At 48.6% G+C, this 26,606-nt stretch carries 25 protein-coding genes; 12 read left to right on the top strand and 13 right to left on the bottom strand.

From position 1 onward, the window contains the following. Positions 1–48 precede the first annotated feature (48 nt). The 3 genes from HV037_RS03395 (at position 49) to HV037_RS03385 (ending at position 4,682) form a co-directional block, all read left to right on the top strand. The gene (locus HV037_RS03395; protein WP_181545575.1) at positions 49–2,052 is read left to right on the top strand and encodes a capsular polysaccharide biosynthesis protein; all 2,004 of its coding nucleotides are present in this window, start codon (positions 49–51) and stop codon (positions 2,050–2,052) included. Between the two features lie 89 nt (positions 2,053–2,141). Then, complete coding sequence (locus tag HV037_RS03390; RefSeq protein ID WP_181545574.1) at positions 2,142–3,386, top strand: capsular biosynthesis protein; 1,245 nt, start codon at positions 2,142–2,144, stop codon at positions 3,384–3,386. A gap of 270 nt (positions 3,387–3,656) precedes the next feature. Beyond that, entirely contained in the window at positions 3,657–4,682 is a 1,026-nt protein-coding gene (locus HV037_RS03385) for an IS110 family transposase (RefSeq protein ID WP_001101446.1), read from the top strand. A gap of 317 nt (positions 4,683–4,999) precedes the next feature. On the opposite strand, the gene HV037_RS03380 is transcribed toward HV037_RS03385, so the two are convergent. Continuing rightward, positions 5,000–5,923, bottom strand: coding sequence for an IS5 family transposase (locus HV037_RS03380; RefSeq protein ID WP_148361448.1), 924 nt, complete (start codon positions 5,921–5,923; stop codon positions 5,000–5,002). A 240-nt stretch (positions 5,924–6,163) separates the two neighbouring features. On the opposite strand from HV037_RS03380, the gene zorA2 reads away from it, so the two are divergent. From zorA2 to zorE, 3 genes are read left to right on the top strand one after another with little or no spacing between them, the layout of a single operon-like run. Further along, positions 6,164–7,816, top strand: coding sequence for a type II Zorya anti-phage system protein ZorA2 (gene zorA2, locus HV037_RS03375; protein WP_181545573.1), 1,653 nt, complete (start codon positions 6,164–6,166; stop codon positions 7,814–7,816). Between the two features lie 6 nt (positions 7,817–7,822). Further along, the gene (gene zorB2 / locus HV037_RS03370) at positions 7,823–8,530 is read left to right on the top strand and encodes a type II Zorya anti-phage system protein ZorB2 (protein ID WP_023343022.1); all 708 of its coding nucleotides are present in this window, start codon (positions 7,823–7,825) and stop codon (positions 8,528–8,530) included. A gap of 3 nt (positions 8,531–8,533) precedes the next feature. After that, on the top strand, positions 8,534–9,625 hold the full coding sequence (gene zorE / locus HV037_RS03365) for a type II Zorya anti-phage system protein ZorE (protein ID WP_181545572.1): 1,092 nt from the start codon (positions 8,534–8,536) through the stop codon (positions 9,623–9,625). 88 nt (positions 9,626–9,713) lie between these two features. On the opposite strand, the gene HV037_RS03360 is transcribed toward zorE, so the two are convergent. Further along, a complete protein-coding gene (locus HV037_RS03360) occupies positions 9,714–10,988 on the bottom strand; it encodes an integrase arm-type DNA-binding domain-containing protein (protein ID WP_181545571.1) in 1,275 nt (424 codons plus the stop codon). 410 nt (positions 10,989–11,398) lie between these two features. Here HV037_RS03360 and HV037_RS24495 point away from each other — a divergent pair, with 410 nt between their 5' ends. The 3 genes from HV037_RS24495 to HV037_RS03345 are packed head-to-tail and all read left to right on the top strand — an operon-like array spanning position 11,399 to position 12,986. Further along, positions 11,399–11,536, top strand: a complete 138-nt coding sequence (locus tag HV037_RS24495) for a hypothetical protein (protein WP_220419605.1) — start codon at positions 11,399–11,401, stop codon at positions 11,534–11,536. 31 nt (positions 11,537–11,567) lie between these two features. Continuing rightward, positions 11,568–12,323: a PD-(D/E)XK nuclease family protein gene (locus HV037_RS03350; RefSeq protein ID WP_129622481.1), complete on the top strand. Its 756-nt coding sequence runs from the start codon at positions 11,568–11,570 to the stop codon at positions 12,321–12,323. 15 nt (positions 12,324–12,338) lie between these two features. Then, on the top strand, positions 12,339–12,986 hold the full coding sequence (locus tag HV037_RS03345) for a hypothetical protein (RefSeq protein WP_181545570.1): 648 nt from the start codon (positions 12,339–12,341) through the stop codon (positions 12,984–12,986). 68 nt (positions 12,987–13,054) lie between these two features. On the opposite strand, the gene HV037_RS03340 is transcribed toward HV037_RS03345, so the two are convergent. From HV037_RS03340 to HV037_RS03325, 4 genes are all read right to left on the bottom strand, one after another. After that, complete coding sequence (locus tag HV037_RS03340; protein WP_025798974.1) at positions 13,055–13,675, bottom strand: inovirus Gp2 family protein; 621 nt, start codon at positions 13,673–13,675, stop codon at positions 13,055–13,057. 191 nt (positions 13,676–13,866) lie between these two features. Next, positions 13,867–15,273, bottom strand: a complete 1,407-nt coding sequence (locus tag HV037_RS03335) for a YfjI family protein (RefSeq protein WP_129622483.1) — start codon at positions 15,271–15,273, stop codon at positions 13,867–13,869. Between the two features lie 124 nt (positions 15,274–15,397). After that, on the bottom strand, positions 15,398–15,634 hold the full coding sequence (locus HV037_RS03330) for an AlpA family phage regulatory protein (protein WP_106105423.1): 237 nt from the start codon (positions 15,632–15,634) through the stop codon (positions 15,398–15,400). A gap of 106 nt (positions 15,635–15,740) precedes the next feature. Continuing rightward, on the bottom strand, positions 15,741–16,796 hold the full coding sequence (locus HV037_RS03325) for a hypothetical protein (protein WP_106105422.1): 1,056 nt from the start codon (positions 16,794–16,796) through the stop codon (positions 15,741–15,743). Between the two features lie 233 nt (positions 16,797–17,029). Here HV037_RS03325 and HV037_RS03320 point away from each other — a divergent pair, with 233 nt between their 5' ends. Next, entirely contained in the window at positions 17,030–17,188 is a 159-nt protein-coding gene (locus HV037_RS03320) for a hypothetical protein (RefSeq protein WP_106105421.1), read from the top strand. Here HV037_RS03320 and HV037_RS03315 read toward each other — a convergent pair. From HV037_RS03315 to HV037_RS03285, 7 genes are all read right to left on the bottom strand, one after another. Then, on the bottom strand, positions 17,185–17,799 hold the full coding sequence (locus HV037_RS03315; protein ID WP_181544015.1) for a Fic family protein: 615 nt from the start codon (positions 17,797–17,799) through the stop codon (positions 17,185–17,187). The two genes, HV037_RS03320 and HV037_RS03315, sit on opposite strands and share 4 nt — an antisense overlap. A 4-nt stretch (positions 17,800–17,803) precedes the next feature. After that, a complete protein-coding gene (locus HV037_RS03310; RefSeq protein ID WP_106105420.1) occupies positions 17,804–19,120 on the bottom strand; it encodes a site-specific integrase in 1,317 nt (438 codons plus the stop codon). Between the two features lie 512 nt (positions 19,121–19,632). Next, the gene (locus HV037_RS03305; protein ID WP_071524484.1) at positions 19,633–19,956 is read right to left on the bottom strand and encodes a DUF1889 family protein; all 324 of its coding nucleotides are present in this window, start codon (positions 19,954–19,956) and stop codon (positions 19,633–19,635) included. 113 nt (positions 19,957–20,069) lie between these two features. Beyond that, positions 20,070–21,881, bottom strand: a complete 1,812-nt coding sequence (locus tag HV037_RS03300; protein ID WP_019077734.1) for a diol dehydratase reactivase subunit alpha — start codon at positions 21,879–21,881, stop codon at positions 20,070–20,072. 10 nt (positions 21,882–21,891) lie between these two features. Beyond that, positions 21,892–22,320 carry a diol dehydratase small subunit gene (locus tag HV037_RS03295; RefSeq protein ID WP_047358662.1) on the bottom strand — a complete coding sequence of 143 codons (429 nt, stop codon included), beginning with the start codon at positions 22,318–22,320 and terminating at the stop codon, positions 21,892–21,894. Between the two features lie 2 nt (positions 22,321–22,322). After that, complete coding sequence (locus tag HV037_RS03290) at positions 22,323–22,907, bottom strand: propanediol/glycerol family dehydratase medium subunit (protein ID WP_016154579.1); 585 nt, start codon at positions 22,905–22,907, stop codon at positions 22,323–22,325. Between the two features lie 11 nt (positions 22,908–22,918). Continuing rightward, positions 22,919–24,586 carry a propanediol/glycerol family dehydratase large subunit gene (locus tag HV037_RS03285; RefSeq protein ID WP_181500177.1) on the bottom strand — a complete coding sequence of 556 codons (1,668 nt, stop codon included), beginning with the start codon at positions 24,584–24,586 and terminating at the stop codon, positions 22,919–22,921. Between the two features lie 391 nt (positions 24,587–24,977). Here HV037_RS03285 and HV037_RS03280 point away from each other — a divergent pair, with 391 nt between their 5' ends. Beyond that, positions 24,978–25,406 (top strand): heme-binding protein, encoded by a 429-nt coding sequence (locus HV037_RS03280; protein WP_019077737.1) that lies wholly within the window; start codon positions 24,978–24,980, stop codon positions 25,404–25,406. Positions 25,407–25,428: 22 nt separating this feature from the next. Beyond that, positions 25,429–26,592: a 1,3-propanediol dehydrogenase gene (gene dhaT, locus HV037_RS03275; RefSeq protein ID WP_016157511.1), complete on the top strand. Its 1,164-nt coding sequence runs from the start codon at positions 25,429–25,431 to the stop codon at positions 26,590–26,592. The last annotated feature ends 14 nt before the right edge of the window (positions 26,593–26,606 follow it).

The following is a 26,606-nucleotide window of genomic DNA, read 5'->3' as shown; positions in this document are numbered from 1 at the left end:
CCCACGCCCCGCAGTGACGCGGGGCGTTTTCTGATGCACAGAGCGCGAATGAAATTTTACACAGGTTCAGCCGGGATCCTGGCCCGAAAAGCACAGATCGAGCCGATGCTTGGTCGCCCGTTACACGCCTTCAAGGCCAGCATGCAGCTGGCGCAGGACGATGTCCTGGTCGGCTGGGGCCAGAAAGCCAATACCCGACAGATCAAACAGAAAGCCCATGAACGCGGGCTGCCGTACTGGCAGCTGGAAGATGGCTTTATCGGGTATATTGGCCACCCCGCCAGAGGGGGGAAGGCCGTCTCCCTGATCGCCGATCCTGTGGGAATTTACTATGACGCTCGCCAGCCCAGCCGCCTTGAGCAGCTGATCGCTACGCCCTGCGATGCCAGAATGGTGGCGCGGGCGGAAGCGCTGACCCGCGAACTGCTGCGCCTGGGCATCACCAAGTACAACTGTTACGCCGCAGACAGCGGGTTACCCGATGCGCTGGCAGCCCGCCTGCACAACGATCCTCGCCCTAAGGTGCTGCTGATTGACCAGGTGGCGGGAGATCTCTCCATTCCCGGCGCGCTCGCAGCCACTGAGGATTTTGAGGCGATGGTCGCGGCGGCGCGGCGTAACCACCCTGGCGCCCGTCTGCTGCTGCGCACCCACCCGGATACCCGGCTGGGCAAGAAGCGCGGCGTGCTGGCGCAGATGCAGCTGGATGACGTGGAAAGGATCACCGATCACTGCCATCCCCATGCCCTGTTGAATGTGGTGGAAGCGGTCTATACCGTCTCCTCGCAGATGGGGTTTGAAGCCCTGCTGCTGGGCAAAGCGGTCTGGTGCTTCGGCATGCCGTTTTACGCCGGCTGGGGATTGACCCATGACAGCAAATCCTGCCCGCGTCGCCAGGCGCAGGTCAGCCTGCCGCAGCTGGTGGCAGCGGCGCTGATCCTCTATCCCCGCTATCTGGATCCGGTGCTGGGCCAGCGCTGCGAAGTGGAGCAGGTGCTTGAGATCATTGCGGATCAGCTGAATCCTGCCCCGCGCTATCGCCGTCTGTATATGGTGGGCTTCTCGCTGTGGAAACGCGCCTTTATGCGCGCCTTCTGTCAGCCGCTGGCTGAGGAGCTGCGCTTTGTGCGCACCCCGCCCAAACGGCTAGCCGCTGACGAGCAGGTGCTGGTGTGGGGCAGTCGTTATCCCGAACTGGCAAACGCAATTCGGGTGGAGGATGGTTTTATCCGTTCCCGGGGACTGGGCTCGAACCTGTGCCGCCCTTCCTCGCTCTCCATCGACCCGGTGGGGATCTACTTCGACAGCCGCCGTCCGAGCGGGCTGGAGCAGTTGCTCAACCAGCAGCAGCTCAGCGAACAGGCGCTGGGACGCGGCGCCGCGCTGGTGGATCTGCTCCGCCAGCATGGGGTCAGCAAGTATAACGTCGGCACCGTGCAGCCGTTCACGCCGCCGGCCGACGGGCGAACGCTGGTGCTGGTGGTGGGCCAGGTCGATGGCGATGCCTCAATCCTCACCGGCAGTCCGGTCATTCGCAGCAATGAACAGCTGCTGTGGGCCGTGCGTGCCGCCCGGCCAGAAGCGCATATCCTGTTTAAACCGCATCCGGACGTGGTGGCGGGAAACCGGGCCGGTGCCATCTCGGCCGAATGCCTGGCGCGCTGCGTTGACAGCCAGGTGCTGGATCTCGGCCTCACCAGTCTCTATCCCCATGTGGATGAGCTGCATACCATGACTTCCCTCAGCGGGTTCGAAGCGCTGGTGCAGGGAGTGAAGGTCACCACATGGGGCCAGCCGTTCTACAGCGGCTGGGGGCTGACCGAAGATATCCACCCGGCGGAGCGCCGTCAGCGCACCCTGCCGCTGGCGGCACTGGTTTACCTGACGCTGGTCGCCTATCCGCGCTATATCGACTGGCAGAGCGGCCTGTGGATGAGCCCGGAACAACTGATCCGCCAGCTGGCAGCGCAGGGAAACTCCTCATCGCAGAAGGCCAGCCGCTGGCAACGCTGGCAGATCAAGCTGAGCTATCTGGCACAAACATTTCGTTAGCACCCTATTTATCCCGATTTATTAAAGAAAAACGGTCATCAAGCCGTTAACTCACCTGTCTCATCAACGGAACCGATCTGGGAAAAAAAATGGAAGAGCAAGCTATCCGCCATCTGCTGAATGGCCGCCGATATCTTTTATTACAAGGACCAATGGGCCCCTGCTTTTCACGTCTGGCAAGCTGGTTGCAGAGCAGCAATCGTGAAGTGAAGCAGGTCTGCTTTAATGCCGGGGACTCATGGTACGCCGCGAAAGAGACCGCGCTGCACTACACAGGCTCAGTAAAAAATTTTGCCTTCTGGCTACGCGAGTTACATAAAACCTACCCCTTCGACACCATCGTCTGTTTTGGTGACTGTCGCCCGATGCATATCGAAGCGAAGAAGTGGGCGCGCAGCAAATCCATCGATTTTCTGGCGTTTGAAGAGGGCTATTTCCGTCCCTTCTACATCACCCTGGAAAAAGGGGGCGTGAATGCCTTCTCCTCGATGCCCATTGATGCGAAGTATTATCGCGAGCAGCCGCTGCCGGAGCTGAAAACCCCAACGCCGTGGAAACCGAGTTCCTTTAACCGTGCCGCCCATGCCATGCTCTACTATGCGGCGGGCTGGTTTGGTCGCCATCGCTACCGGGGCTACCGCCACCACAAGTCGTTCTCCCCGTGGTATGAGATGCGCTGCTGGTTCCGTGCCGGTCGCCGTAAGCTGTGGTATCGCTGGCAGCAGCGCCACATGCTGAGCCATATCACTGAAAAACTGGATAACCAGTACTACCTGGCGATTTTGCAGGTCTACAACGACAGCCAGATTATTCATCACAGCCCGTATAAAGACGTGCGTGACTATATTGAAACCGTGATCCGCTCCTTTGCCCGCCATGCGTCGAAAGAGCGCTATCTGGTGTTCAAGCATCACCCGATGGATCGTGGTCACCGTTTTTACGGCATCCTGATTAACAAGCTGACCGAAAAGTATGCCATCAGCGGCCGGGTGCTCTATGTCCACGATCTCTCCCTGCCCGCCCTGCTGACCCACACCCGGGGCGTCATCACCGTGAACAGCACCGCCGGCCTGTCGGCGCTGATCCATAACAAGCCGCTCAAGGTGATGGGCAAAGCGCTGTACGACATCGAAGGGTTAACCTGGCAGGGGCCGCTGAACCAGTTCTGGCAGGCGGATTTTGCTCCCGATGCAAAACTGTTCCAGCGTTTTCGTACCCACCTGCTCTATCAAACGCAGATCAACGCCGTCTTTTACGGCAAGTCCGACTGGCTGAACATCCCGACAGAAATTCCCCTGACGACACCGCTTGCCGATTCCGAGCTCGAACGCTAATTCATCTCCACGCCGGGGAAATTGCCCCGGCGGATCCGATCTCTACCGCGCTTTTATCCCGCCGCTGTAAAAATCCCTAATGTTTATCCCAATTCTGGCCGTTATAACCTAAGACAAATTTTTATGCCGAATTCTGTACTGACATATTTTGTCAGCCGCACCGGCATAATGTTCACAGCAATGGGGCTTTGTTAATGGAATGGTCGCCTCCCATCTCTTGTGCCACAGTGGGACGATAAATCGTCACTCATTGAACGGAGCGCTGCTATCATGAACGTTAAAACTATTGGAATCGATTTGGCAAAAAACGTTTTCCAGATCCATGGGGTTGACGAGCACGGAAAACGGTTGTTCAACAAACAACTCAGACGGGCACAAATGGCCTCCTTTTTTGCCAACATCCCACCCTGTTTGATCGGCATGGAGGCCTGTGCATCTGCTCATTTCTGGGCCAATAAACTGATATCGATGGGCCATAATGTCAAACTGATGGCCCCTCAGTTCGTCAAACCCTATGTTAAAACCAATAAGCATGATGCTGCAGACGCTGAAGCTATTTGTGAAGCCGTCACTCGACCTAACATGCGGTTCGTGCCGGTCAAAACCGCTGAGCAGCAAGCCGTATTGGCACTTCACCGGAGTCGTCAGAGCTTCATCAAACAGCGAACCGCACAAGCCAATCAAATCAGGGGGTTATTGGCCGAATTTGGCATTGTCGTCCCCCGAGGTATCCAGCAGCTACAGCGACGATTACCTGAGCTCGTGGAAGATGCGGATAACCCGTTACCCGTCCTGTTTCGTACACAGCTGAGTCTACTACAGCACCACATGGCGTACCTGTTCGATGTCATCGCTACACTCGACAAGCAGATTGAGCAGTGCTATCGGCAAAATGCTCTCTGCCAGCGTATCGGCAAGATCCCTGGTATTGGCCCTGTTACCGCCAGCGCGCTGATTGCGACCATTGGTAAAGCCAACAATTTCGAGAATGGCCGACAACTGGCTGCCTGGCTCGGATTGGTTCCACGTCAGCACTCCAGTGGGGGTAAACAAGTCCTGCTCGGGATAAGCAAGCGAGGTGATACCTATTTGAGGACCTTGCTTATCCATGGTGCCAGGGCGGTATTGCAGTCGGCCAAACATAAACAGGATGCCGTATCGAGCTGGGCTAACCAGCTAATGGCGCGCCGGAATAACAACATTGCCTCGGTAGCATTGGCTAACAAGAATGCGCGGACTGTGTGGGCGCTCCTGGCCAAAGAGCGGGAGTATTGTGCACCAATAATAAGCGCTTAAGTTGCTTAATCAGTAAGACAGAAACAACACCACCGATTGCCCAGGCAAGCATGAAGTGATGGCAAGACAGGTCAGACCGCGATGGGGAAAACCCGGTTTATTCAAGGCTCCTGAAAGAGCGCTTTGTTGATAGAGGCCTCCATCAGCGTATTCCATCAGGGACAGAGGTATTTTACATCACCTCGGCAAAGTCCGGATCTATGGCTGCAATCGATGACCAGTAAAGCCACCACAACATATTTAGCTTGGCAAACAGGAGGCGACCATCTATGAATAAATAAGATTTCGTGCGAACGACCCTGTAGCTGGCTGGATTTTCAGGCAATACGCACGCTTTCTGGCATCCCAGCCTTTGTCATCCTGTTCAACGCACGCACCATGGCCATAGCTTCCGCTACCTGACCATCGTAGTCACGCAGCGTCAGTGAATCTCCCAACAACTGCTTCATTCTGTACATTGCCGTTTCCGCTATCGAGCGACGGTTATATTCCGTTGTCCATTTCCACCGTGCATTGCTTCCGCTCAGCCGCTGATTAGCAACGGCACGGTTGCGGTCTGCGTACTCACCGGGCCAGTAACCTGCTCCTTTTCGGGGAGGAATAAGCGCGCTGATTTTTTTGCGGCGCAGTTCATCGTGACAGAGCCGGGTATCGTAAGCCCCGTCTGCCGCGGCTGCCCTGATTTTTCTGTGAGTCTGCCGGATAAGGCCCGGGAAGGCTTCTGAGTCCGTGACGTTATTCAGCGACAGGTCTGCACAGACAACTTCATGTGTGTTGCTGTCAACAGCAAGATGCAACTTTCGCCAGATACGACGGCGCTCTTTGCCGTGCTTTCTGACTTTCCATTCGCCTTCACCAAAGACCTTCAGCCCGGTGGAATCAATCACCAGGTGTGCGATTTCACCCCGGGTGGACGTTTTGAAACTGACATTAACCGACTTTGCCCGCTTACTGACACTGGTGTAATCCGGGCAGCGCAACGGAACGTTCATCAGGGCAAAAATGGAATCAATAAAACCCTGCGCAGCCCGCAGGGTCAGCCGGAATACGCGTTTAATCACCAGAACGGTGGTGATGGCGAGATCAGAATAGCGCTGGGGCCTTCCTCGTGATGAAGGCGTTGCCGACTCATACCAGGCCTGAATCGCCTCATCATCCAGCCATAAAGTGAGGGAGCCACGGTTGATGAGAGCTTTGTTGTAGGTGGACCAGTTGGTGATTCTGAACTTTTGCTTTGCCACGGAATGGTCTGTGTTGTCGGGAGGATGCGTGATCTGATCCTTCAACTCAGCAAAAGTTCGATTTATTCAACAAAGCCGCTCAACGCCTGAGACCAACCAAATATGATAGAAATCATGTATATCTTGGCGAAAGTTGATACAATCAACGAAGATTCACTGGCTTAAAGGCCATATATTTTACAAGGTGTACATACAATTTTTACACCAGCATTACTAACTGTGATTATTACAGGAATAACAATGTTAGCTCAGCTTTTTGAACATTTGTTTCAATCAATTGATTCCACACTCGTCACAAACATTTTTATTTGGGCTGTTATCTTTGTATTTTGTGCTGCTTGGTGGTGTGATCATAAAAATATTCATAACAAATTCCGAGAGTATGCTCCAACATTAATGGGAGCATTAGGCATACTGGGTACTTTTATCGGTATCATTATTGGATTGCTTAATTTTAATACTGAAAGCATTGATACCAGTATCCCTGTATTATTAGGAGGTCTTAAAACAGCATTCATTACCAGTATTGTTGGAATGTTTTTCGCAATTTTGTTTAATGGATTAGATGCTTTCTTTTTTGCCAATAAACGTCGCCTATTGGAGGCGAATACTCCAGCGTCGGTTACTCCTGAGCATATCCATCAAGAATTAAAAGAACAAAATAAACATTTAGTGAAGTTAATCTCTGGCATGAGTGGTAGCGAAGAGGGTTCCATTGTTGCCCAAATAAAACTACTGCGTAATGAAATCAGTGATGCCTCCCGGGCACAAATATCTAACCATTCTAATTTCAGTAATAAGCTCTGGGAACAATTACAGCAATTTGCAGACCTGATGGCAAAAGGAGCAACCGAACAAATTATCGATGCCCTTAGGCAAGTTATTATTGATTTCAACAATAATTTAACTGAACAATTCGGTGAGAATTTCAAAGCACTTGATACTTCTGTAAAAAAACTTGTCGACTGGCAGGAAAACTATAAAAACCAAGTTGAGCAGATGGGTGAGCAATACCAACAAAGTGTTGAATCTTTAGTCGAAACCAGAAAAGCTGTCTCAGGGATCTGGGAAGAATGCAAAGAGATTCCTCTTGCGATGGCTGAGCTTCGTGACGTGCTGCAAGTGAATCAGCACCAAATTGGTGAACTCTCCCGTCATCTGGAAACCTTTGTCGCCATACGCGATAAGGCAACTGATGTTTTACCTGAAATTCAAACAAAAATGTCTGAAGTGGGTGAACTCTTAAAATTAGGTGCCGCGAATGTCAGCGCGTCTCTTGAACAAACCAGTCAGCAGATACTTATCAATGCTGATTCGATGCGAGTTGCCCTTGATGAAGGCACTGAAGGTTTCAGACAATCAGTGACTCAGACACAGCAAGCTTTTGCATCAATGGCGCATGATGTCAGCAATTCCTCTGAAACTCTTACCAGCACGCTAGGAGACACTATTACGGAGATGAAACAAAGTGGTGATGAGTTCCTGAAATCTCTGGAAACACACTCAAGAGAACTGCATCGAAATATGGAACAAAACACTACTAATGTTATTGATATGTTCAGTAAGACAGGTGAGAAATTTAATCAACAATTATCCAGCAATGCCGATAACATGTTTGGTTCAATGCAATCTTCGTTTGATAAAGCAAGCGCGGGACTGACATCTCAGGTGAAAGAGTCAATTGAGAAATTTGGTAGTTCAATTAACGAGCAGTTACATGCTTTTGAGCAAGCAACAGAGCGCGAAATGAATCGTGAGATGCAATCACTAGGGAATGCTCTGCTCTCAATCAGCAAAGGTTTTGTCGGTAACTACGAGCGACTACTCAAAGAGTATCAAGCTGTCATGGGACAATTGCAAACATTAATTTCTGCTAATCAAAAACGAGGATAATTGCTAATGGATAAAATCCTTGGCAAGCAGGCCCCTAAAAAAGATCAAGATAATGAACATTGGGTTTCAATGTCAGATTTAATGGCAGGTCTGATGATGGTATTTATGTTTATTTCTATCGCCTATATGCACTATGTGCGTATTGAAAAAGAAAAAATTAAAGAAGTGGCTGTCGCCTATGAAAATGCTCAACTTCAACTCTATAATGCACTAGAAACTGAGTTTACAAAGGATTTGCCAGCTTGGGATGCTGAAATTGACAAACAAACTCTTGAGGTCCGTTTTAAATCACCCGATGTCTTATTTGGTTTAGGTAGCACAGAGCTTAAGCCAAAATTTAAACAGATCCTTGATAATTTCTTCCCTCGCTACCTTAAAGTTCTTGATAACTACCAGGAACATATTACTGAAGTACGTATTGAGGGACATACAAGTACTGACTGGACTGGAGCGTCCAATTCTGACATGGCCTATTTTAATAACATGGAACTCTCGCAAGGGCGAACACGAGCAGTACTGCAGTATGTCTATGGTTTAAAAGAAAGCGCAGCACACCAGAAGTGGGTAAAAAGTAAATTTGCTGCCGTTGGATATTCTTCCGCACACCCTATTCTTGATAAATCTGGTAAAGAAGATCCCAATCGCTCTCGCCGAGTAACATTTAAAGTTGTAACAAATGCCGAGTTGCAGATTAGAAAAATAATTCAGGAGTAAGAGATGAAATTATCTATCGACATTTCTGAACTTATTCAGTTAGGAAGAAAAATGTTGCCGGAAGGCGTTGATTTTTTCCTTGACGAAACGCCTGTAGTTTTTGATCCAATTGATATCGAACTTTCTGCAGGTAAAGAAGTTAGAATTGAAGATCTTGATCCCGGCAGTGGTCTTATTTCCTACCAAGGGAGACAGGTTCTTTTGTATATTAGAGACCATACCGGACGTTATGATGCGGCTATTGAAGATGGAGAGAAAGGGAAGCGATTTCATATTTCCTGGTGTAGAACATTAGATGACATGCGCCAAAAAAATCGATTTGAACGGTATCATGCAACAAATCGTGTTGATGGCTTATTTGAAATTGATGATGGGCTCGGTCGGAGCCAAGATGTCGCTCTTAAAGTTTGTATGAACTGCCTAGAACGCCTTAATTACAAAGGAAGTATAGATAAACAACAGAAAAGAGTAATATTTAAATCATTTTCTTTGAATGAATTTTTTTCAGATTATAGTACCTGCTTTCGCCATATGCCTAAAGGAATCTATGATAAATCAAATAGCGGCTATGTAGAAAATTGGAAGGATATATCCAGAACTACTCGAGAACAAGCTAACTACAAATGTAGTGATTGTGGTGTGAATTTAATGTCCATGAAAAGTCTATGCGATGTTCACCACAGAAATGGTATTAAATATGATAACTCAGCTGAAAATCTACTCGTCTTGTGTAAAGATTGCCATCGAAAGCAACCTTTGCACGAAGGAATATTTGTCACTCAGGCTGACATGGCAATCATTCAACGCTTACGTTCCCAACAAGGGCTTTTGAAGGCTGAATCCTGGAAGGATATTTACGATCTGACAGATCCATCGATTCATGGTGATATAAACATTATGCAACACAAAGGATACCCGCCACCAGTTCCGGGATTAGACTTACAAAACGCGGAGCATGAAATTATTGCCACCGTAGAAGCTGCCTGGCCGGTTTCAAAAATTGCAGTAAATTTAACACCGGTAAAAGTCGATGGTTGGAAAGTATTCTCCGTGGGAGAACTCGTTAAAGAAATACAATCTGGGGTTATTTTCTAATTATACAACCCAAGTCTGAACAAACAGCAGTTGATTATTTATACTAATCTCTGTAAATTTTGACTTGGGTTCTCTTAATAATTCATATTTATCTATCGTCAAAAGACTGTTTGTAAATCTTAGAATAATCAAATGGTGAAGTCTGCTTCTCCCGATTCGCATCCAGATAATCAGCCCACCACTGCAGCATTAGCCTGCGCTCCCCCAAATGCTCGGCCTTATGAATATAAGCCGCACGCACAGAGTTGCGTTCTTGGTGACTCATCTGCCGCTCTACCGCATCCCTCGACCACAATCCTGATTCAATCAAAGAACTACACGCCATCGTCCTGAAACCATGCCCACACACTTCTGTTTTCGTGTCATAGCCCATCACTCGCAAAGCCTTGTTCACCGTATTCTCACTCATGGGTTTGCGCGGATCGTGATCGCCGACGAAAACAAAATCGCGATCGCCACTAAGTTTGTGAACGTGTTTAAGGATTGCTAACGCTTGTTGAGATAGCGGCACCAGATGAGGCGTACGCATTTTTGAGCCACGCTGGGAGTGTTTTACCCCTTCAATAGTTTCTCGCTCAGCTGGAATCGTCCACATTGATGTTTCAAAATCGATCTCAGACCACCGAGCAAAGCGCAATTCGCTGGAACGAATAAAGATCAATAACGTAAGTTCGACGGCCAAACGAGTCATAGGGCGACCTGTGTAACCATCAATTCTGCGGATTAGTTCTGATAAGCGTTTCAGCTCAAGCGCTGGACGATGGACACGATTACTTGAAGCTACAGCCCCAGCCATTCCCTGGGCCGGATTGTAATCAATCAACCCACTTTGCACGGCGTACCGCATGATGGCTGTGGTTCGCTGCTGAAGGCGAGAAGCAACTTCAAGGCGGCCTGTTGCTTCGACAACTTTAATAGGTGCAAGCAGATCGCGAGTCTTCAGCTCTTCAATGCTACGCTTGCCAATAGTTGGAAACAGATTATCTTCTAGGCTCTTCAGCACCCGTCGGCTGTGTTCCTCAGACCATTTCTTGTTAGTTGCATGCCACTCTCGGGCAACAGACTCAAAGGTAATAGCCTCTTTCGCCTGTTCTTCTTTCACAGCACGTTTATGCTCGCGAGGATCGATTCCAGCAGCAACAAGCCTCCTTGCCTCTTCCCTCTTCTGCCTCGCATCGGCTAATGATGTTTCAGGATAAACACCAAATGCGATCAAGTGCTGCTTACCACCAAAGCGAAAGCGGAACCGCCAGTATTTTGAGCCGTTAGGATGAACCAGCAAAAACATGCCATCCCCATCGACAAGGGTGTACTCCTTTTCCTGCGGTTTTGCAGAACGCACTTTGATATCTGTCAGAGCCATAAAAGTTCTCCTTCCATGTGCCGCTGTGAGTATACAACCATTATCGAACCAGCATATATACTCGGTTCTATACTCACAAGCGACTTGATGTGGATTGACTCAGATTGACTTCTGTTGAAAGGAAAATCGCGGAAAGCCTTGTGTGGCGCGGATTTCAGGCACAAAAAAAGACGTCCGTTGACGTCTATTGATGTTCCGATGGTGCCGAAGGTGACACAACACTCGTCAAGCACCGCCAACAAACTATTGTTCATAACTATCAGCAGTTCGAAAGCGTTATTGACAAAGTTGAGCGTCAGCTTCACCAGCGGATACAAGGCATTAGCGCATTGACGGAACAGAGCAATACTACCAATGCCAATAAAGTATTACTGCGGAAATGGACGACTACTACGTTAATGCAGCAAAAGATGGCTATTGAAGAAGCCCATTTGTCGTTCGCGCAATTCCAACAAGGTTTGTTGGCTGAGCAACCTCAATCTGCACGATTACTGGTAGAAATGCAGGATGGGAAACCGGTGAAGTGTTTTGAATTGCCGCTTGTGTAAGCAAGACGTCTTCTTCTGAATGAGTAATCGAATGTACTATCACAATTCTTCACTGGTTGAGTGGCTACCGGAATTTTTTCACCAATGGCCGAAAAACATTGAGTGGACCAGGGAAAAAAATAGAACAATCAATATTAATACAGAAGAGCTAGCTGAGTTTTTAAGCCAGCTCTCTGAGCCACTGAAAGTTGTTCAGCATCGCTCTTTATCTTTTGATCCCTGGGAAGTAGCAGGCCTTGGGCGTAAAGAAGTTCGTAACACAGCAGTTCTTGCCTGGCTTCTTGATCCCGAGGGAACTCATGGCTTCGGGAGACTACCTTTACAGGCATTCCTGCGGGCAATACGACACAACAGGAATGATATCCCTGAAGATTATCTTAACTACTGCCGGGTACAAGTTGAAACGAATCCTACAGGCGATAATACCAATCGTATTGATATAGAAATTGATGCGGATAACTTTTTCCTGCTTATCGAGGTGAAAATTGATGCCTATGAGCAACCGGAACAAGTTGCCCGATATTGTTGTGATGCCAGATTACGCGCAATGTCACGTCCTTGGGCCGTTATCTTTTTAACGCCTCATGGCGGAAAACCGCTGACCTGTGGCTTAGATTTCAAACCAGAGGATGTTCCCTGTATTTCCTGGCGACATCTCGCCATAACTTTAGAGTCTTCGTTGCAACCGCATTACAAAGAATTCATTTCTGCTAATGAAAACTCGCCTTCACGTCAAATGGCTGCTCATGCCGCATTTTGCTTTCTTAATCGAATTCGTACATTTTAATTTAAGGGATTAGACATGAATCTACACAGCGATGCGGAACGTCAGGCCGGTATACTGATTCTTTCGCAGCTAAAGATGTTTAACGAAGCTGTTGTTTATTTTGAACAGCATTTAAGCCCTGCCTTCTGGAAAAGCTTTGATCAGTGTGTTGAAAGATTTATGAAAGACAACAGCTGGGTAGGTAAAGCAAATTATGAACATCAGGATTATTGCTGGCTAGCCCACCCAGCCTGGGTCATTGAAGGCGTTAACTGCAAATATTGGTTTGAAAACAGTTTGACTGTTACTGAAGGAAATGATTATATTTTAGCCGTCCTGACGGGTACGGGAACCGAGCAGGGGCTGTTTGGTTTTGAGTTTAAATTGAATGCCGGGTATTTTGGTGGAGTCAAAAAGATTGCTAGTTATGCGAGTAATGTTCAACAATCCTACCGTGAGCAACTGCAGACACTAGGGCTATTGGAACAAGGGAAAGGTAACTATTTCCTACCTGTCACGATTAAACCTAATTTACTCACTGAGTGCTGGAAAGAGCATGGTGAGTTTCCAGTGGAACATGAAGTATTTTTTCCATTGCAAACAGCTCTTGACAAGCTACTACAATCTACAAAAATTTTGGATGCTATATTTTTGTCCGAAGCGCAGATTGCAGTAAGTGAATAAGTTAAATAATTAACGTTATCTGGTTTGATTTGGCCTTTCTCGCATAAGAAAGGCCATTGCAGTAAAAATTATCCCCGACTACACCCGAAACTTCTATCTCCCTCACCAAATACCTTCGTATCAAGCTTGGTCAAGTAATCCAGTCGTTCAAGCAACTCATTGTATATGATGTCAAAATCAGGATCGTTTACGTTGAGCACATACCTGCAATTGTCCGGAAAATGTACAATTTCACGACAATCTTCAAGTTCCAAGCCGAGAGCGCTATACCACGCCCTGACTATCAGATTGCTAAGTGTACCACTATGTTTGAGATGCCCCAGATGGTAGTAAGCATCTTTGTTAAAGAACAAGCAAATGTGGAAATGGCATTTGCCATTCTTTGAGTATTCTCTTGCCCAGACATTACGTACAACGTTCTTATTGACTCTGATCCCAGCAAACTTTCTGCGATGTTCATGTGCTTCCAAAATCGCTTTCATCGAATCCAGAAATCGTGATATTGCACCGGGTTCAAGGTTAGGAAAACAGCATACCGTATCACCATTATCTAAAATAGGTGGGTAATGAAGATCCGCTCTTAATGCCATAGTACGTGGAAACTGATTGATAGCATTACTGACTGTCAGAGCAATTTTATCTCTGTAAGCGAGAATATGATCGCCATGAGTACCTTGGTAAAGTTTCATCATACATCTCTGATTTTAATATCCCTGCTATTCACAGGGATATGTTGTGAGTGATTTATCAAATAAATATATATTACCTTTCCAACATTTAAATTTAGGCAAAAGCTATCACCTGCCTGCGGTGGCAGTTCCAAAATAACTCTGCAATTAGTTAGAACAAGCAAGTATATCGATGGTATTTTTTTACTTCATTAAACCCCCCAGGTATCCATCGCCTGTATAAAGATAGTTTTTCCTTTTTTAGCAGCCTTTATCTTCCCTTGAGAATAAAGAGTGCTTAATAATTCATTTACTTTACCGCGGTCCCTGAACCGGTTAGGCCCATATTGCAGTATGGTATTCTTCCTCATATATGGTAAAAGATTTTGATTGCAATATTCTTTTATCCACCAATAAAGCTCATCTGCATCTGTATTGACCATATCTAGCTCCTGTTGTTTGGAAAATAATTTTATATACTCATCTACGTACCATGCACTTATTTCTATAGCAGCTTCAACAGCGGTAAGTGATACATCCCCTTCATCACCATTAAAATAGTGTAATAATGCAGCAATCCTTGCCATATTTTCAGCGATTTTAGATGCATAATCTTTAAAGTCTGAAAGAAACCCGAGTAACCGCATTTCTGTTTCAACTTGATTATAAAATGCAATCCATCTCTGTCTTGCTTCTGGCGAGAAATGAAGGCAAATACGTTCATCTTTGTTTTCGATACTCTCATTGACGATCTCCATTAATCGCTCATGGAACACAGGCAAATGTTCACTTGAGACAACAGGATTAGTTATTTGTCTATATCCTTGTGTTGAAAAGGGACGACAAATAAGTGTACGAGCAAAAAATCCTATCCCTTTTGCTATATCCCCTTTTCTTTCAATATATCTATTGATAACTACAGACTGAACCTGTAGGGATAATGTCAATCTGGCATTTTTTATTAACCTCTCAGGTGCGTTTTTCCTTTCGACTGAATAGGTTGCGCCATCCCACATTTTGTTTACAAACGGCAATTCATTTAATGCATAACCATTAAATATGGTCCCAGCCTCATCTGATAAAATGCCAACTGATCGCCAGTCACCACAGAGATACTCTTTTATCGCCGCTGGTGTGGTATCATTAAACGTCAACTTATATCTGACAGGCTCTACAGGATAACTATCTTGCAGCATACTCAGACTTTCACGTGTTATGGTTGGATCTTTGCCACCACGGATCTCTGACTTCAGTTTTGACATCAAAGCTTTCTCTTCCGCCTTGAAAATCTTTACGTTATACCGCCACTTAATTATTTCTTGTTTATATAGGTCAAATAGCCGTTCCTCTAGTTGGTAAATGGGCTTCATTAACAACTTACTTACCGTGCTCTTCCGTTCCCCAGATTCCGCGATTGTCACAATAAACAGCGATGTAGGGCTACGCAGATTATTCAATCTACAAACATCAATTCTGTTCTGACAAGCAAGAGATATAACGCCAAGCATCTCTGCTGCAACCATGGGAAGCGGTGCATGAGTATGTTGTACTATCTCATAAATTGCATTTCCCACCCTCGCGGGGAACACATGTATGGGGAACTCTTGATCTCCCGACATAAATCCTCATCATCATTTAATGTAAAAAGTACCTCCGGTTGAGTTGCTATTCCGCTATTAATAGTGGAAATAGCAAGATGCATTCCCAACCATTAGATGAAAAATACTAAAAAAACCATGGTTCTTAGCGTTCATTAATCCAGTAGAGTAGATCGCTAAGCAACCACCCGCACGACTTAGCTCCAAGTGATTTGCGTTGAGGAAACCTCCCAGCCTTTTCGAGCTTCCAGGCTGTCGAGCGAGAAATCGAAGTGATATACTGTCGCTCTTTTTCACGCACCAGACGGTCACCTTTCTCACCGTAGACATGCAGAATTTGCAGTCGTTGTTCAGGGGTTGGAATGATAGATTTTGTATTCATATTGCCTCCTTTGTTTTGGTGGAAGCAGTTTGTACGATTCAGATAAAAATATAAAGAAGATAGGTGCTCACTTCATTATCACGCAATGAACACCTTATTGAGCACCTTATTGAGCAGAAAGTAACTTGATATCTTTTAGATAGTGTTTTAATTGTGACCCAGTAATTTCCCCAGGGAAATTTAATTTTTCAACTTCATCTAACAATGAGCTGACTAGCAATTCCAGAATCACATCAGGATTTTCATCCCAACAGTGCTCCTTAGCAACCAGATATATAACTTCGTCTTTTTCAGAAGACCACCGTCCATTTTTCATTTTAACAGATAAAGTACCATCATCATTTGTAAACTCATTAAACCATCGAGAGATGCTTGAGCGGCTTATTTTTTTAATTTCTTTGCAATGTTTTTCCCTGTAAAAATTCAATATATCCGCTGCGGTTAAAAACAAAAGCTTGTCATTATTTGATTTACAATATTTATTAATTAGAAGAATGACAATAACATTTTGAATGTAACTTCTCTCCATTGCAACAAACTCATTGCTTTGAGGTGCAGTTAATTTAAGAAGTTTTTTATAGCTGGCGCTATCAATCTGCAAGTCAGAGTGAGAAATTAAATCATCCTTATTAAAAATTAGATGATCATTGTCATCACGTCCATACACTATAACCTCACTAGGAATACTCCCCCAAACATCATTCGCATTCCTAAGGTTATAATTATCTCTTACCAAGTGGGTCATTTTGGTAGGTTTGATTTTCCAAAAGCCGCAGGCATACCCATCATAGGCATATTTAAAAAATGAACTACCGCTAAAAACTGGATACTCATTTATTTCAGACTGGTCACAAGGTATAAATGTTCTTACTGTAAACTGAGAGCTGCTCTCATGTTGATAAAAGTCCCCTCCAGCTCTGATATCAAATGTATCATAACGATGTTCTTTTTTATTCGCATAACGAATTATTCGGCAGTATTCTGAACGAAGATTAACATAAAGACTTATTTTATCATCCAGCCATATAGATATAATATCTTCCAGGCTCACATTAAATTTTTTCGAGAACTCGCCAGCACGACAAAAAATATCAGGGATATCGAATTGTTCAGATATATTAAACAGATCAGAAGCATCAAAAAAATCAGAGTTACTTGTCATTTATCGCCACCAATGAATTGACCCTATCAATTACAACGGATTGTATCAAGGTAACGCAATGAGTTTAAAAGCTATTTAATGACAAGTCAGTTTTTTCATCATCTCAAATCGAGTTATGTACAGCGCTACTCTGTGAACGATGCAGGCATTTACCGTGCTATCTCACTTGATACCAGCCTTGCGGGCAGTCCCTATCCACACTAGAATCAGAGCAACAAAACGAGGCTTTCACCATGACAAAAAAAACAGCATATAGTCAGATCACCAAGACTCAAATCTACCGCGCCGTTGCCAGCTCAACCGCGATCGAAACGGGTGCTTCTGTGCAAAAAATTGAGCAGCAACTCAAAAAAAACCAGGCACAGGCGAAAGCCGTTGGCCTCGCCCGTTAATCTGGCAAGATGTCGCTCACAAGTTGCTTCATAGGGCTGTAGTTCCCTGATACACCTGCCTGTATTGCCTTGAAGTAAAACGCCTTGTGCTCATCCCACAGGCTGTAATCCAGTAAGCCCTTCCCCGCCATAACCGACAGTGCATCGCAAAGTAGCCGCGACAGACGCCCGTTACCTTCTCTGAATGGGTGGATCAAAATAAACTCCACGTGGCATTCAGCCAGATAACTAACCAGCTCCGGGCGAGCTAGGGATTTCAGTTCACCAGACCGAGAAAGAAATTGCTTCTCGAAACCATCAAGAAGAAGCGGAATCCTGTCGGCAGCAGCAAACTGGAAACCGTCCTTAGTTAAATTGGCATTACGCAATCTCCCCGCCCAGTCGTACACGTTCCCCAGCCATTGACGATGCCAGCCACTGATATGGTCAAAAGCCAGCGCCGTTGGCGGCTGACCTTCGATAAATAGCAGTTCATAAAGCATCAGCAACAGGCCAGATTCCAGAGCCTCCATTTCCTCTTCATCAGTGATCCCTAACTTATTAGCCAGCACCAGGTCTCCAGAGCCCGGCTGATACCGCTCTTCTGCTGAATTAAGCTCATATTTTGCCAAGCTCTTACCTCCGTCCAAACAAGTTCACAACGTTGTTTTCCTGCTGTCGCTGATAGTTGTTGACCCTATCTTCCCAAATCTCAAGCGCCCTGCGCTTTTCAGGCAAGTAATCATAACGGTCATAGTGTTTCGAGCTGACGTCATTCAGAGCGTGATTCTGGATACGATCGCGGATCTCTTTGCTGATCCCCGCCTCCCCCATCAGCGTTTTACAAGTGCGGCGTAAATCTCGTGCTGTAAAAACTTTAAACTCGGGATTAAAGGCCCGAAAATACATAATGGAACGCGCCAGACTATCGGTACGCACCGGTCGTTCGCCGTTGGTCGAGAGCGGGAAGATATAGGGGCTGTTACTTTCCTTAGTCAGTTCTTTCACTGAGGCTAATTCACTTAATGCCGATTCAGTCAGCGGGATCAGGTGCTCCCGTTTGTTTTTCGATACATCGGCAATTACCAGGAGCGTCTTTTGCTGCCAGTCAATCGCGCTCCACTGGCTGGCAATCATTTCAAACGGACGCTGCCCGCCAGCATAAACACAGAAGCGGATTAGGTGCTGCATCAGTGGCCCAACGTTAGTTGCCTGAGCGAACTGCTCCATGACAAAACGTAGCTCTTCCAGCGTTAACCATGTATCACCCACTTTTTCCGCCGAAGACTGTTTCGGTATGGCCGATACCGGATTTACTTCAAGACCGAACGTAATACCCACACTGGTATTCATCGGATCGTTATCGGCTTTTAAGCCGTAGTTAAATGCTGCCATCAGATACGAGCGAATCCGGTTAGCATGCACCACCGCATCACGCTGGATAATGCCTGAGAGGATGGTTTTGATCTGCAGAGGTGTTACATCTTTCGCTTTGGTTTCTCGAGGGATAACCGTGTAGCACTCTTTTTCAAGACGCTTCAGGACATCAGCCCAGGTCCGCTTATTGTCGAGCTTCATCTTGTTAACGTAGCCATGCACCAGCTCATCAAACGATCCTTGAGAGCGATGGATCTGCATAAGGTGCTCTTCGGCCAGGCGTTGTTGCTCAAGCTCTTGTTGGGGCTCTTTTCCTTCAACAAGCCAGGCTCCATACTTTTTCGCCAACTCATTGGCCGTCACCAGCTTCATCTCAGGCCAGATGCCCAACTGGATGAACTTCTCTTTCTTCCCTTTCTCAACGTAATAACGGAAATAAAAAACTTTGCTGCCTGAAGGCTGAACCTTAACGCCAAGCCTGCCGGTGCCACGTTGAGCACTGTTGCTCCACACGTAGTACGACGTACTTTTTGTCTTCAATCCACGTATAGCAGTCTCGGTAAGATTAGCGGCCATGAGGTTACCTTTCTGAGGATAAGCGTTACCTGACCCAATGCCCATTTTGGGTCAGGTAATGGGTCAGGTAAGGATAGTACAATGGGGAAATGAGAGAACCAATCAGAAACAAAAATAACTTCATAACTGATTGATTATAGATAATTAAAAATACAAATAGAGACAATGACGAACAATTAAAAACATACCAATTTTATGACTCATAATCGCTTGGTCGCTGGTTCAAGTCCAGCAGGGGCCACCAAGATTCAAGGACTTGCGAGAAATCGCAGGTCCTTTTTTTTGGGAGTTCTTCCGTAGATGTTGGCACGAGCCAAAAGGATTCCTGCTGGAACAAATCAATATCTGTTCGCACCAGAATGTGAAATAAGAGCCGGGAAGAATACGGCAGGCGGGGCCTGAAGATATATTACGGGATGCCTCTGTCCAGCAACAAGCTGGTCACTGTCCCCCCTCTGGACGTCGCCATCCAGAGATGGAAACGTCCGTTAGAGTTTGATTCGATAGTCAGCTCAAACTAGCTCTTTGAGCTGCTCCTGCATATAGGTTGAAAAATACTCTGGGTTCTTGATAAGGATGCGGTTACCGGAGGCCACTTTTTCTGCCCATCCGGCCACTTTTTTCGTGAACTCGGGATTCCATCCCTCCTGCTCACCCCGTGCCATCACAGCTTCCGGACTTGCTGGCACACCTAAGTCATGCAAATACTTTAAGATTCCCTTAGCGGTACTTTCATCCATTGAATGGGGTACTGACGCCGAAGTGTTCATACCACCAATAAAATCCAATGCTTTCTCAATTGCTGTTGGCATGCTCTTATCCTTAAAATTAACCACGTGAGAGACACATTTATACTATGTACCCAACTCCGCCGGGATATCAAAGAGAACATCACCTTTATTTGATTTACCCCGCAGCTAAACGCTTGCGGCGGCTGTTTTCTGCACGATTAATTCGCTATCCCGGCCAAAACCAGCCCGGTCGCTACCGCATTACGCGGCCCTTCGGTACCACGGATGTTGCCCTGTCCGGCAACCACGCCGTAATGCGCCAGCGCGTCGGTGATCATCTGCGGGATTTCGAAATCCAGCGAGGAGCCGCCCACCAGCACCACAAAAGTCATATCGCGAATAGAGCCGCCGGGTGACACCTGGCGTAAAGCGCGCAGGCAGTTGGTCACAAAAACTTTCTCTTTGGCCTGTCGGCGCACCAACCGAATTTTTTCCAGCGAGGTCTGGTTATCTACTGGGATCAGCTCGCCGTCTTTCAGATAAACGACTTTGGCAAACACTGACGGACTGAGCGGTTCGCGAAAAAACTCCACCGCGCCGTTCTCGTGACGAATGCTGAACAGGCTCTCCACTTTTGCCAGCGGGTATTTTTTAATTTCCTCCGCCAGAAACGGATCGCTTAAGCCCAGCTCGGTTTGAATCAACAGGCTGACCATATTCCCCGCGCCAGCCAGATGGACCGCTTTCACTACGCCATCGCTATTGATAATGGCGGCATCGGTGGAGCCTGCGCCTAAATCGAGGATCGCCAGCGGTGCAGCACATCCGGGCGTTGTTAACGCACCGGCGACAGCCATGTTGGCCTCCACGCCGCCGACTTCAACCGGGATGTTTAACCGGACGCTCAGCTCACTGGCGATGGCCTGCATCTGTAAGCGATCGGATTTCACCATCGCCGCAATGCCAACGGCGTTCTCCATTGAACACTCCCCGGCAATACCGCCCTGCACCTTGCGGGGAATAAACGTATCCACCGCCAACAGATCCTGAATATACACCGCGTGCATGTCGTGACCGGTCAGCGAGGCCATCACCTTACGCACCCGCTCCAGCATGCCACCTGCATGCGTACCTGCTTCACCACGAATATCGCACACGGGCGCACAGGTGCTCATCGCCTGCATAATGGCCTGTGCGCCTTGCGCTACGTCGGCTTCACCGCCACGCTTTTCGCCGCGGATAAAGATCTTACCCGCCGGGATCACCCTTGAGCGCACATCACCCTGCGGGGTTTTCAGCACCACGGCGGAACGGTTGCCAATTAGCGCTCTGGCGATGGGGACGATAGTTTGCGTTTCCTCGGGCGTCAGGGTAAAGAAGGTCGCGATGCCGTAAGGATTCGACAGCACACGCACCACCTGTCCTGGGGCTGCCACTTCCACCGCCGCCAGCACACCTTCCGGCACCTTCTCCAGCAGGGTGACTTCATCTACCACCGGCATTGTTCGACGCAGGCGATTGTTCACCAGCACGCCATCATCTTTTTTCAGGATCGCCGCTACCACGTTGACCCCGCGATCCAGCGCCTCATTGATAAACCAAACCGCCTCGAGGAAATCCCTCTCCTCACCGACCAGTGGGATCCAGCCCTGGGCAAACCGATCTTCACTCAACGCCGCCAGCTTCTCCACGGCGATGGTAGTTCCCATTCCCACGCCAACGCCGCCGGGCGTTTGCGGGTTATGCCCAATCATTGTTGATTCGGTAATGATGGTTTCAGTGATAGTTTCCATCGCCACATCGCCAATCACCGGTGCCGCCTCGTTGATGCAGATTTTCGCCACGTCCTGAAGCGACCACGGGGTGTTATTCAGCGCCTGCTGCAGGGAGGCCACCACCCCGGCAATATTGTCCCGTGTACCTTTCATACCGGTCGTGGCGACAATCCCGCTGGCGATAAACCGGCCATGCTGCGCCAACGCCACTTCGGTGGTGGCGTTGCCGATATCAATCCCTGCAATTAACGGCATATAACCTCCGTCACTGGCTGCCTTTACGCAGCTTGTTTCTCTGCAGATACACCTCTGCCGACTCGCGGACAAACCCGGCGTTCACCGTGGCATGCCAGGTATGTTCCAGTTCATCGGCAATGGCCTGAAGCTCGGCGAACGAAGAACGAAACGGCCGCAGCGCGTTGTAAATTTCAAGAATACGGGCATCCGGGATTGCTATAAGCTCCGCCGCACGACGGAAATTACGCGCCACGGCGTGACGCTGCATCTGTTCGGCAATCTGCGCCTGGTACTCCAGCGTTTGCTGAGAAATACGCACATCCTGCGGACCTACGCGGCCCGCCAGCACATTCTCAAGGGTAATCTCGGTTAGCGGTTTGCCGGTAGGAGTCTGGATTTTCTCCGGGCAGCGGGTCGCTAATGGATAATCCTGCGCGGTCATGATGTTGTCGTTCATGGTCATTCCCTTACGAGTGCAATATGCAGCGTGACAGGCGCAGCATCCTGCACCACGTGTTTGGTTTCTTTGATATGAAACAGCGCGGCCTTGGCCATAAATTTGGGTCGTACCATCTGGTCATTAACCACTGGCACTGGCGAAGGCGACTCTTTACGTGCATAGCGTGCGGCGTTTTTACCAATCTGGCGATAGGTTTCCAGCGTCAGCAGCGGAGCCTGAGAGAACAGCTCAAGGTTGCTCAGAGGCAGCAGATCGCGCTGATGAATCACTGTGGTTCCTTTCGACTGGATACCAATCCCGATGCCAGAACCGCTGAGATTTGCCGCATCCCATGCCATAAATGAAACATCAGAAGTGCGCAGAATCCTCACCACCCGTGCATGCAGCCCCTCTTCTTCAATGCCGGCAACCAGCTCTTTCAAAATCGCTTTGTGCGGCATATCAATCAATGTTTTGTGCTGATACTTATCAAAGGCCGGGCCGACGCCTATCACGACTTCATCCACGCGTTCGTCCGCTTTAGCCGCCTCGCCTTCGCTCACCTGCAAGGTGAAAACCGGCTTACGTTCAGTTGTGCATTCCACTGTGTACCGCCTTATTCGATCGAGCCGGGCTGAACCACGCCCGCAATATTTTTAATTTCCGCCCAACGTTCGGCAGAGATGCGATAGCCGGTGCCGGGTCCCTGATAATCGTTGATGTCATTAACGGCGCTGACGACGTCGAACTGACGATCCAGAATGGCCGACGTTTGCAGGTAATCACCAGTAACACGCTGCCTCAGCATGTTGAGGATATTGCTGGCGATGTCTTCGAAGCCGCTGGAACTCAACGCGCCGACGATATCCAGCCCGGTGATATTGCGCTTCATCATCTCTTCCACGGCAGCCAAATCTTCCACCACATTGCGCGCGGGCATATCTTTGCTGCCGTGAGCGTAAGTGGCGGCCTCCACCTCTTCATCGCTAATCAGCGGCAGGCCCAGTTCGCGGAACACCGCCTGAATGGCGCGCGCGGCCTTATTGCGGATGGCGATTGTCTCCTCTTCCGTGACCGGACGCAGGCCCCCGTCAACCATCAGATCGCGTTGCAGAATGTTGTAATCATCGAAGTCTTCAGCGTCGAAGTTCGACCCGGCAAACATGTTGTCGTAGTTCGGTACCGCGCTATAGCCGGAGAAGATAAAGTCGGTGCCCGGCAGCATCTGCATCAGGGTGCGGGCAGTACGACGAATATCGGAGTGGGAAAAGGTCTGGTCATTGGCGGAGGCCACTTCAAGGTCGAGCATCGAGGCAATCAGGTTTTCCGCCAGCACCGCGCGAATCCCCGACGGCACAGCGCCGGTCATGCCGATACAGCTGACCGCGCCGTTTTGTAACCCCTGTACGCCCGCGCCTTTGGTGATAAAAATGCAACGCGACTCCAGATAAAGCATCGATTTACTTTCGGAATAGCCCATCAGCGCTTCCGAGCCGGTGCCGGAGGTGTAGCGCATCTTCAGACCACGAGAAGCATACGCCGAGGCAAGAAACGCTTTTGACCACGGCGTATCATCGCCATCGGTAAACACCGACTCCGTGCCATATACCGACACCGTTTCGGCGTAGCTGGTTAGCCCGCGCATTCCCAGTTCCAGCTCCGTGGCCTCTTCAACGGAGCATTGCGTCAGCACGCCGGGGCGACCGCATTGGGACCCCACCAGCAGCGCCAGGGCGTTAAACGGCGCATAGCGGGCGATCCCGACCGTTGTTTCCTGTTCGGAAAAGCCACGGATCCCCGCTTCAGCAGCGTCGGCAGCAATCTGTACCGGGTTATCTTTCAGGTTGGTCACGTGGCACTGATTGGAGGGGGTGCGTCTGGCGCGCATTTTTTGCAGCGCCATCATCATCTCCACCACGTTCATTTGCGCCATCACCTCCACCGCTTTCGCCGGGGTGATGGCAGTCGTAATGGCAATGATCTCTTCCCGACTGACGTGGATATCCACCAGCATTCTGGCGATCTCCAGCGCGTCGAGCTGCATGGCGCGCTCGGCCTCGGGCACGTTAATCGCGTAATCGGCAATGAACCGGTCAATCATGTCGAACTCGGCGCGGCTCTTGCCGTCCAGCTCAACAATACGACCATTTTCCACCTTCACCGACGAAGCCGGATCGTAAGGGCTTTCCATTGCGATCAGCCCCTCTTTAGGCCATTCGCCAATTAGCCCATCCTGATTTACAGGCCGCTGGGCAAGCACTTCGAATCGTTTTGATCTTCTCATAGTTTATGGACTCAAAAGATAAAAAATAGGGACGCCGGGCCGTATTGCCGGGGACACAACACCCGGCATTCGCCTTTCATCAGCAATAGCCGAACTCTAAATCAGCAGGACAATAAAAAAATAAAATTAATTTCGTTCCAATTTGGTACGTAATAAAAACCCATCGTTTCATATTGAAACGCGGCTCAGGAATATTCGCCGTGAATTGTGACGAGGTTAAATGATCATTATCAATAAACGCCACAACAGGAAACTGAACGTAATATTTTTGAAATTCCCACCCTATTGACTTAATAACGCGGGGCGAGAAAATAAGATAAAGCCAATGATAAAAATAGCTGTTGCGCGATATTTTCGTGACCTCAGCCCTACAACCTTTTCAGGAGAGACTGTGAATAAGAGCCAACAAATCGCCACCATTACGCTGGCGGCTGCAAAGAAAATGGCGCAGGCCGTCGAGGCTAAAGCGCTTGAAATCAACGTTCCGGTGGTGTTTTCCGTGGTGGATCACGGCGGGAACACGCTGCTAATGCAACGTATGGACGACGCGTTTGTCACCAGCTGTGATATCTCTCTTAATAAAGCTTATACCGCCTGCTGCCTGCGACAGGGTACCCATGAAATTACCGATGCGGTACAACCAGGTGCCTCTCTATATGGCTTGCAGCTCACCAATCAACAACGAATTGTTATTTTTGGCGGCGGTTTACCTGTCATATTAAACGGCAAAGTAATCGGTGCCGTTGGCGTAAGTGGCGGTACCGTCGAACAAGACAGATTATTAGCAGAAACCGCATTGAATTGTTTCTCTGAATTATAATTTAAATCTAAGAAGGTATATTATGAGCTATCGTATGTTTGATTACCTGGTGCCAAATGTGAACTTCTTTGGCCCCAATGCTATTTCCGTGGTCGGCGAACGCTGCAAACTGTTGGGCGGTAAAAAAGCGCTGCTGGTCACTGATAAAGGTCTGCGGGCGATTAAAGACGGCGCGGTAGATAAAACCCTCACACATCTGCGTGAAGCCGGTATTGACGTCGTGGTTTTTGACGGCGTTGAGCCAAACCCCAAAGACACCAACGTGCGCGACGGCCTGGAGGTCTTTCGGAAAGAGCATTGCGACATCATCGTTACCGTTGGCGGCGGTAGCCCGCATGATTGCGGTAAAGGCATCGGTATCGCGGCGACTCACGAAGGGGATCTCTACAGCTATGCCGGGATTGAAACCCTGACCAACCCGCTGCCGCCGATCGTTGCGGTGAATACCACCGCCGGTACCGCCAGCGAAGTCACCCGCCACTGCGTGCTGACCAATACCAAAACCAAAGTGAAGTTTGTGATTGTCAGCTGGCGCAACCTGCCGTCGGTCTCTATTAACGATCCGCTGCTGATGCTCGGCAAACCAGCTCCACTGACTGCGGCCACCGGGATGGACGCCCTGACCCACGCCGTGGAAGCCTACATTTCCAAAGATGCCAACCCGGTCACCGACGCTGCCGCTATCCAGGCGATCCGCCTAATCGCCCGTAACTTGCGTCAGGCCGTGGCGCTGGGCAGCAACCTGAAAGCTCGCGAGAACATGGCCTACGCCTCCCTGCTGGCGGGTATGGCCTTCAACAACGCCAACCTCGGCTACGTTCACGCGATGGCGCATCAGCTTGGCGGTCTTTACGACATGCCGCACGGCGTGGCGAATGCCGTACTGCTGCCGCACGTGGCACGCTATAACCTGATCGCTAACCCGGAAAAATTTGCCGACATCGCAGAGTTTATGGGCGAGAACACGGACGGACTCTCCACCATGGATGCCGCCGAGCTGGCCATTCATGCTATTGCCCGCCTCTCCGCCGACATCGGTATTCCGCAGCATCTGCGCGATCTGGGCGTCAAAGAAGCCGATTTCCCGTATATGGCGGAAATGGCGCTGAAGGACGGCAACGCCTTCTCCAACCCGCGCAAAGGGAACGAGAAAGAAATTGCCGAGATCTTCCGTCAGGCATTCTGATAACGCAGGGGGCG

Origin of the sequence: Citrobacter sp. RHBSTW-00017 (genome assembly GCF_013797615.1) — a bacterium.
In the GTDB taxonomy this organism is placed as follows: Bacteria; Pseudomonadota; Gammaproteobacteria; order Enterobacterales; family Enterobacteriaceae; genus Citrobacter; species Citrobacter braakii.
Note: the sequence above shows the minus strand (reverse complement) of the source record. Positions and strands in the feature narration are given on the sequence as shown.

Coding starts and splice junctions, on each gene's coding strand:
- zorA2 (WP_181545573.1), top strand. CDS start 6,164: ATGTTAGCTCAGCTTTTTGAACATTTGTTTCAATCAATTGATTCCACA.
- HV037_RS03390 (WP_181545574.1), top strand. CDS start 2,142: ATGGAAGAGCAAGCTATCCGCCATCTGCTGAATGGCCGCCGATATCTT.
- HV037_RS03360 (WP_181545571.1), bottom strand. CDS start 10,988: ATGGCTCTGACAGATATCAAAGTGCGTTCTGCAAAACCGCAGGAAAAG.
- HV037_RS03330 (WP_106105423.1), bottom strand. CDS start 15,634: ATGAATACAAAATCTATCATTCCAACCCCTGAACAACGACTGCAAATT.
- HV037_RS03395 (WP_181545575.1), top strand. CDS start 49: ATGAAATTTTACACAGGTTCAGCCGGGATCCTGGCCCGAAAAGCACAG.
- HV037_RS03285 (WP_181500177.1), bottom strand. CDS start 24,586: ATGAGAAGATCAAAACGATTCGAAGTGCTTGCCCAGCGGCCTGTAAAT.
- HV037_RS03335 (WP_129622483.1), bottom strand. CDS start 15,273: ATGTCGGGAGATCAAGAGTTCCCCATACATGTGTTCCCCGCGAGGGTG.
- HV037_RS03350 (WP_129622481.1), top strand. CDS start 11,568: ATGTACTATCACAATTCTTCACTGGTTGAGTGGCTACCGGAATTTTTT.
- HV037_RS24495 (WP_220419605.1), top strand. CDS start 11,399: ATGGCTATTGAAGAAGCCCATTTGTCGTTCGCGCAATTCCAACAAGGT.
- HV037_RS03320 (WP_106105421.1), top strand. CDS start 17,030: ATGACAAAAAAAACAGCATATAGTCAGATCACCAAGACTCAAATCTAC.
- HV037_RS03325 (WP_106105422.1), bottom strand. CDS start 16,796: ATGACAAGTAACTCTGATTTTTTTGATGCTTCTGATCTGTTTAATATA.
- HV037_RS03340 (WP_025798974.1), bottom strand. CDS start 13,675: ATGAAACTTTACCAAGGTACTCATGGCGATCATATTCTCGCTTACAGA.
- HV037_RS03300 (WP_019077734.1), bottom strand. CDS start 21,881: ATGCCGTTAATTGCAGGGATTGATATCGGCAACGCCACCACCGAAGTG.
- zorE (WP_181545572.1), top strand. CDS start 8,534: ATGAAATTATCTATCGACATTTCTGAACTTATTCAGTTAGGAAGAAAA.
- HV037_RS03295 (WP_047358662.1), bottom strand. CDS start 22,320: ATGAACGACAACATCATGACCGCGCAGGATTATCCATTAGCGACCCGC.
- HV037_RS03345 (WP_181545570.1), top strand. CDS start 12,339: ATGAATCTACACAGCGATGCGGAACGTCAGGCCGGTATACTGATTCTT.
- dhaT (WP_016157511.1), top strand. CDS start 25,429: ATGAGCTATCGTATGTTTGATTACCTGGTGCCAAATGTGAACTTCTTT.
- HV037_RS03310 (WP_106105420.1), bottom strand. CDS start 19,120: ATGGCCGCTAATCTTACCGAGACTGCTATACGTGGATTGAAGACAAAA.
- HV037_RS03385 (WP_001101446.1), top strand. CDS start 3,657: ATGAACGTTAAAACTATTGGAATCGATTTGGCAAAAAACGTTTTCCAG.
- zorB2 (WP_023343022.1), top strand. CDS start 7,823: ATGGATAAAATCCTTGGCAAGCAGGCCCCTAAAAAAGATCAAGATAAT.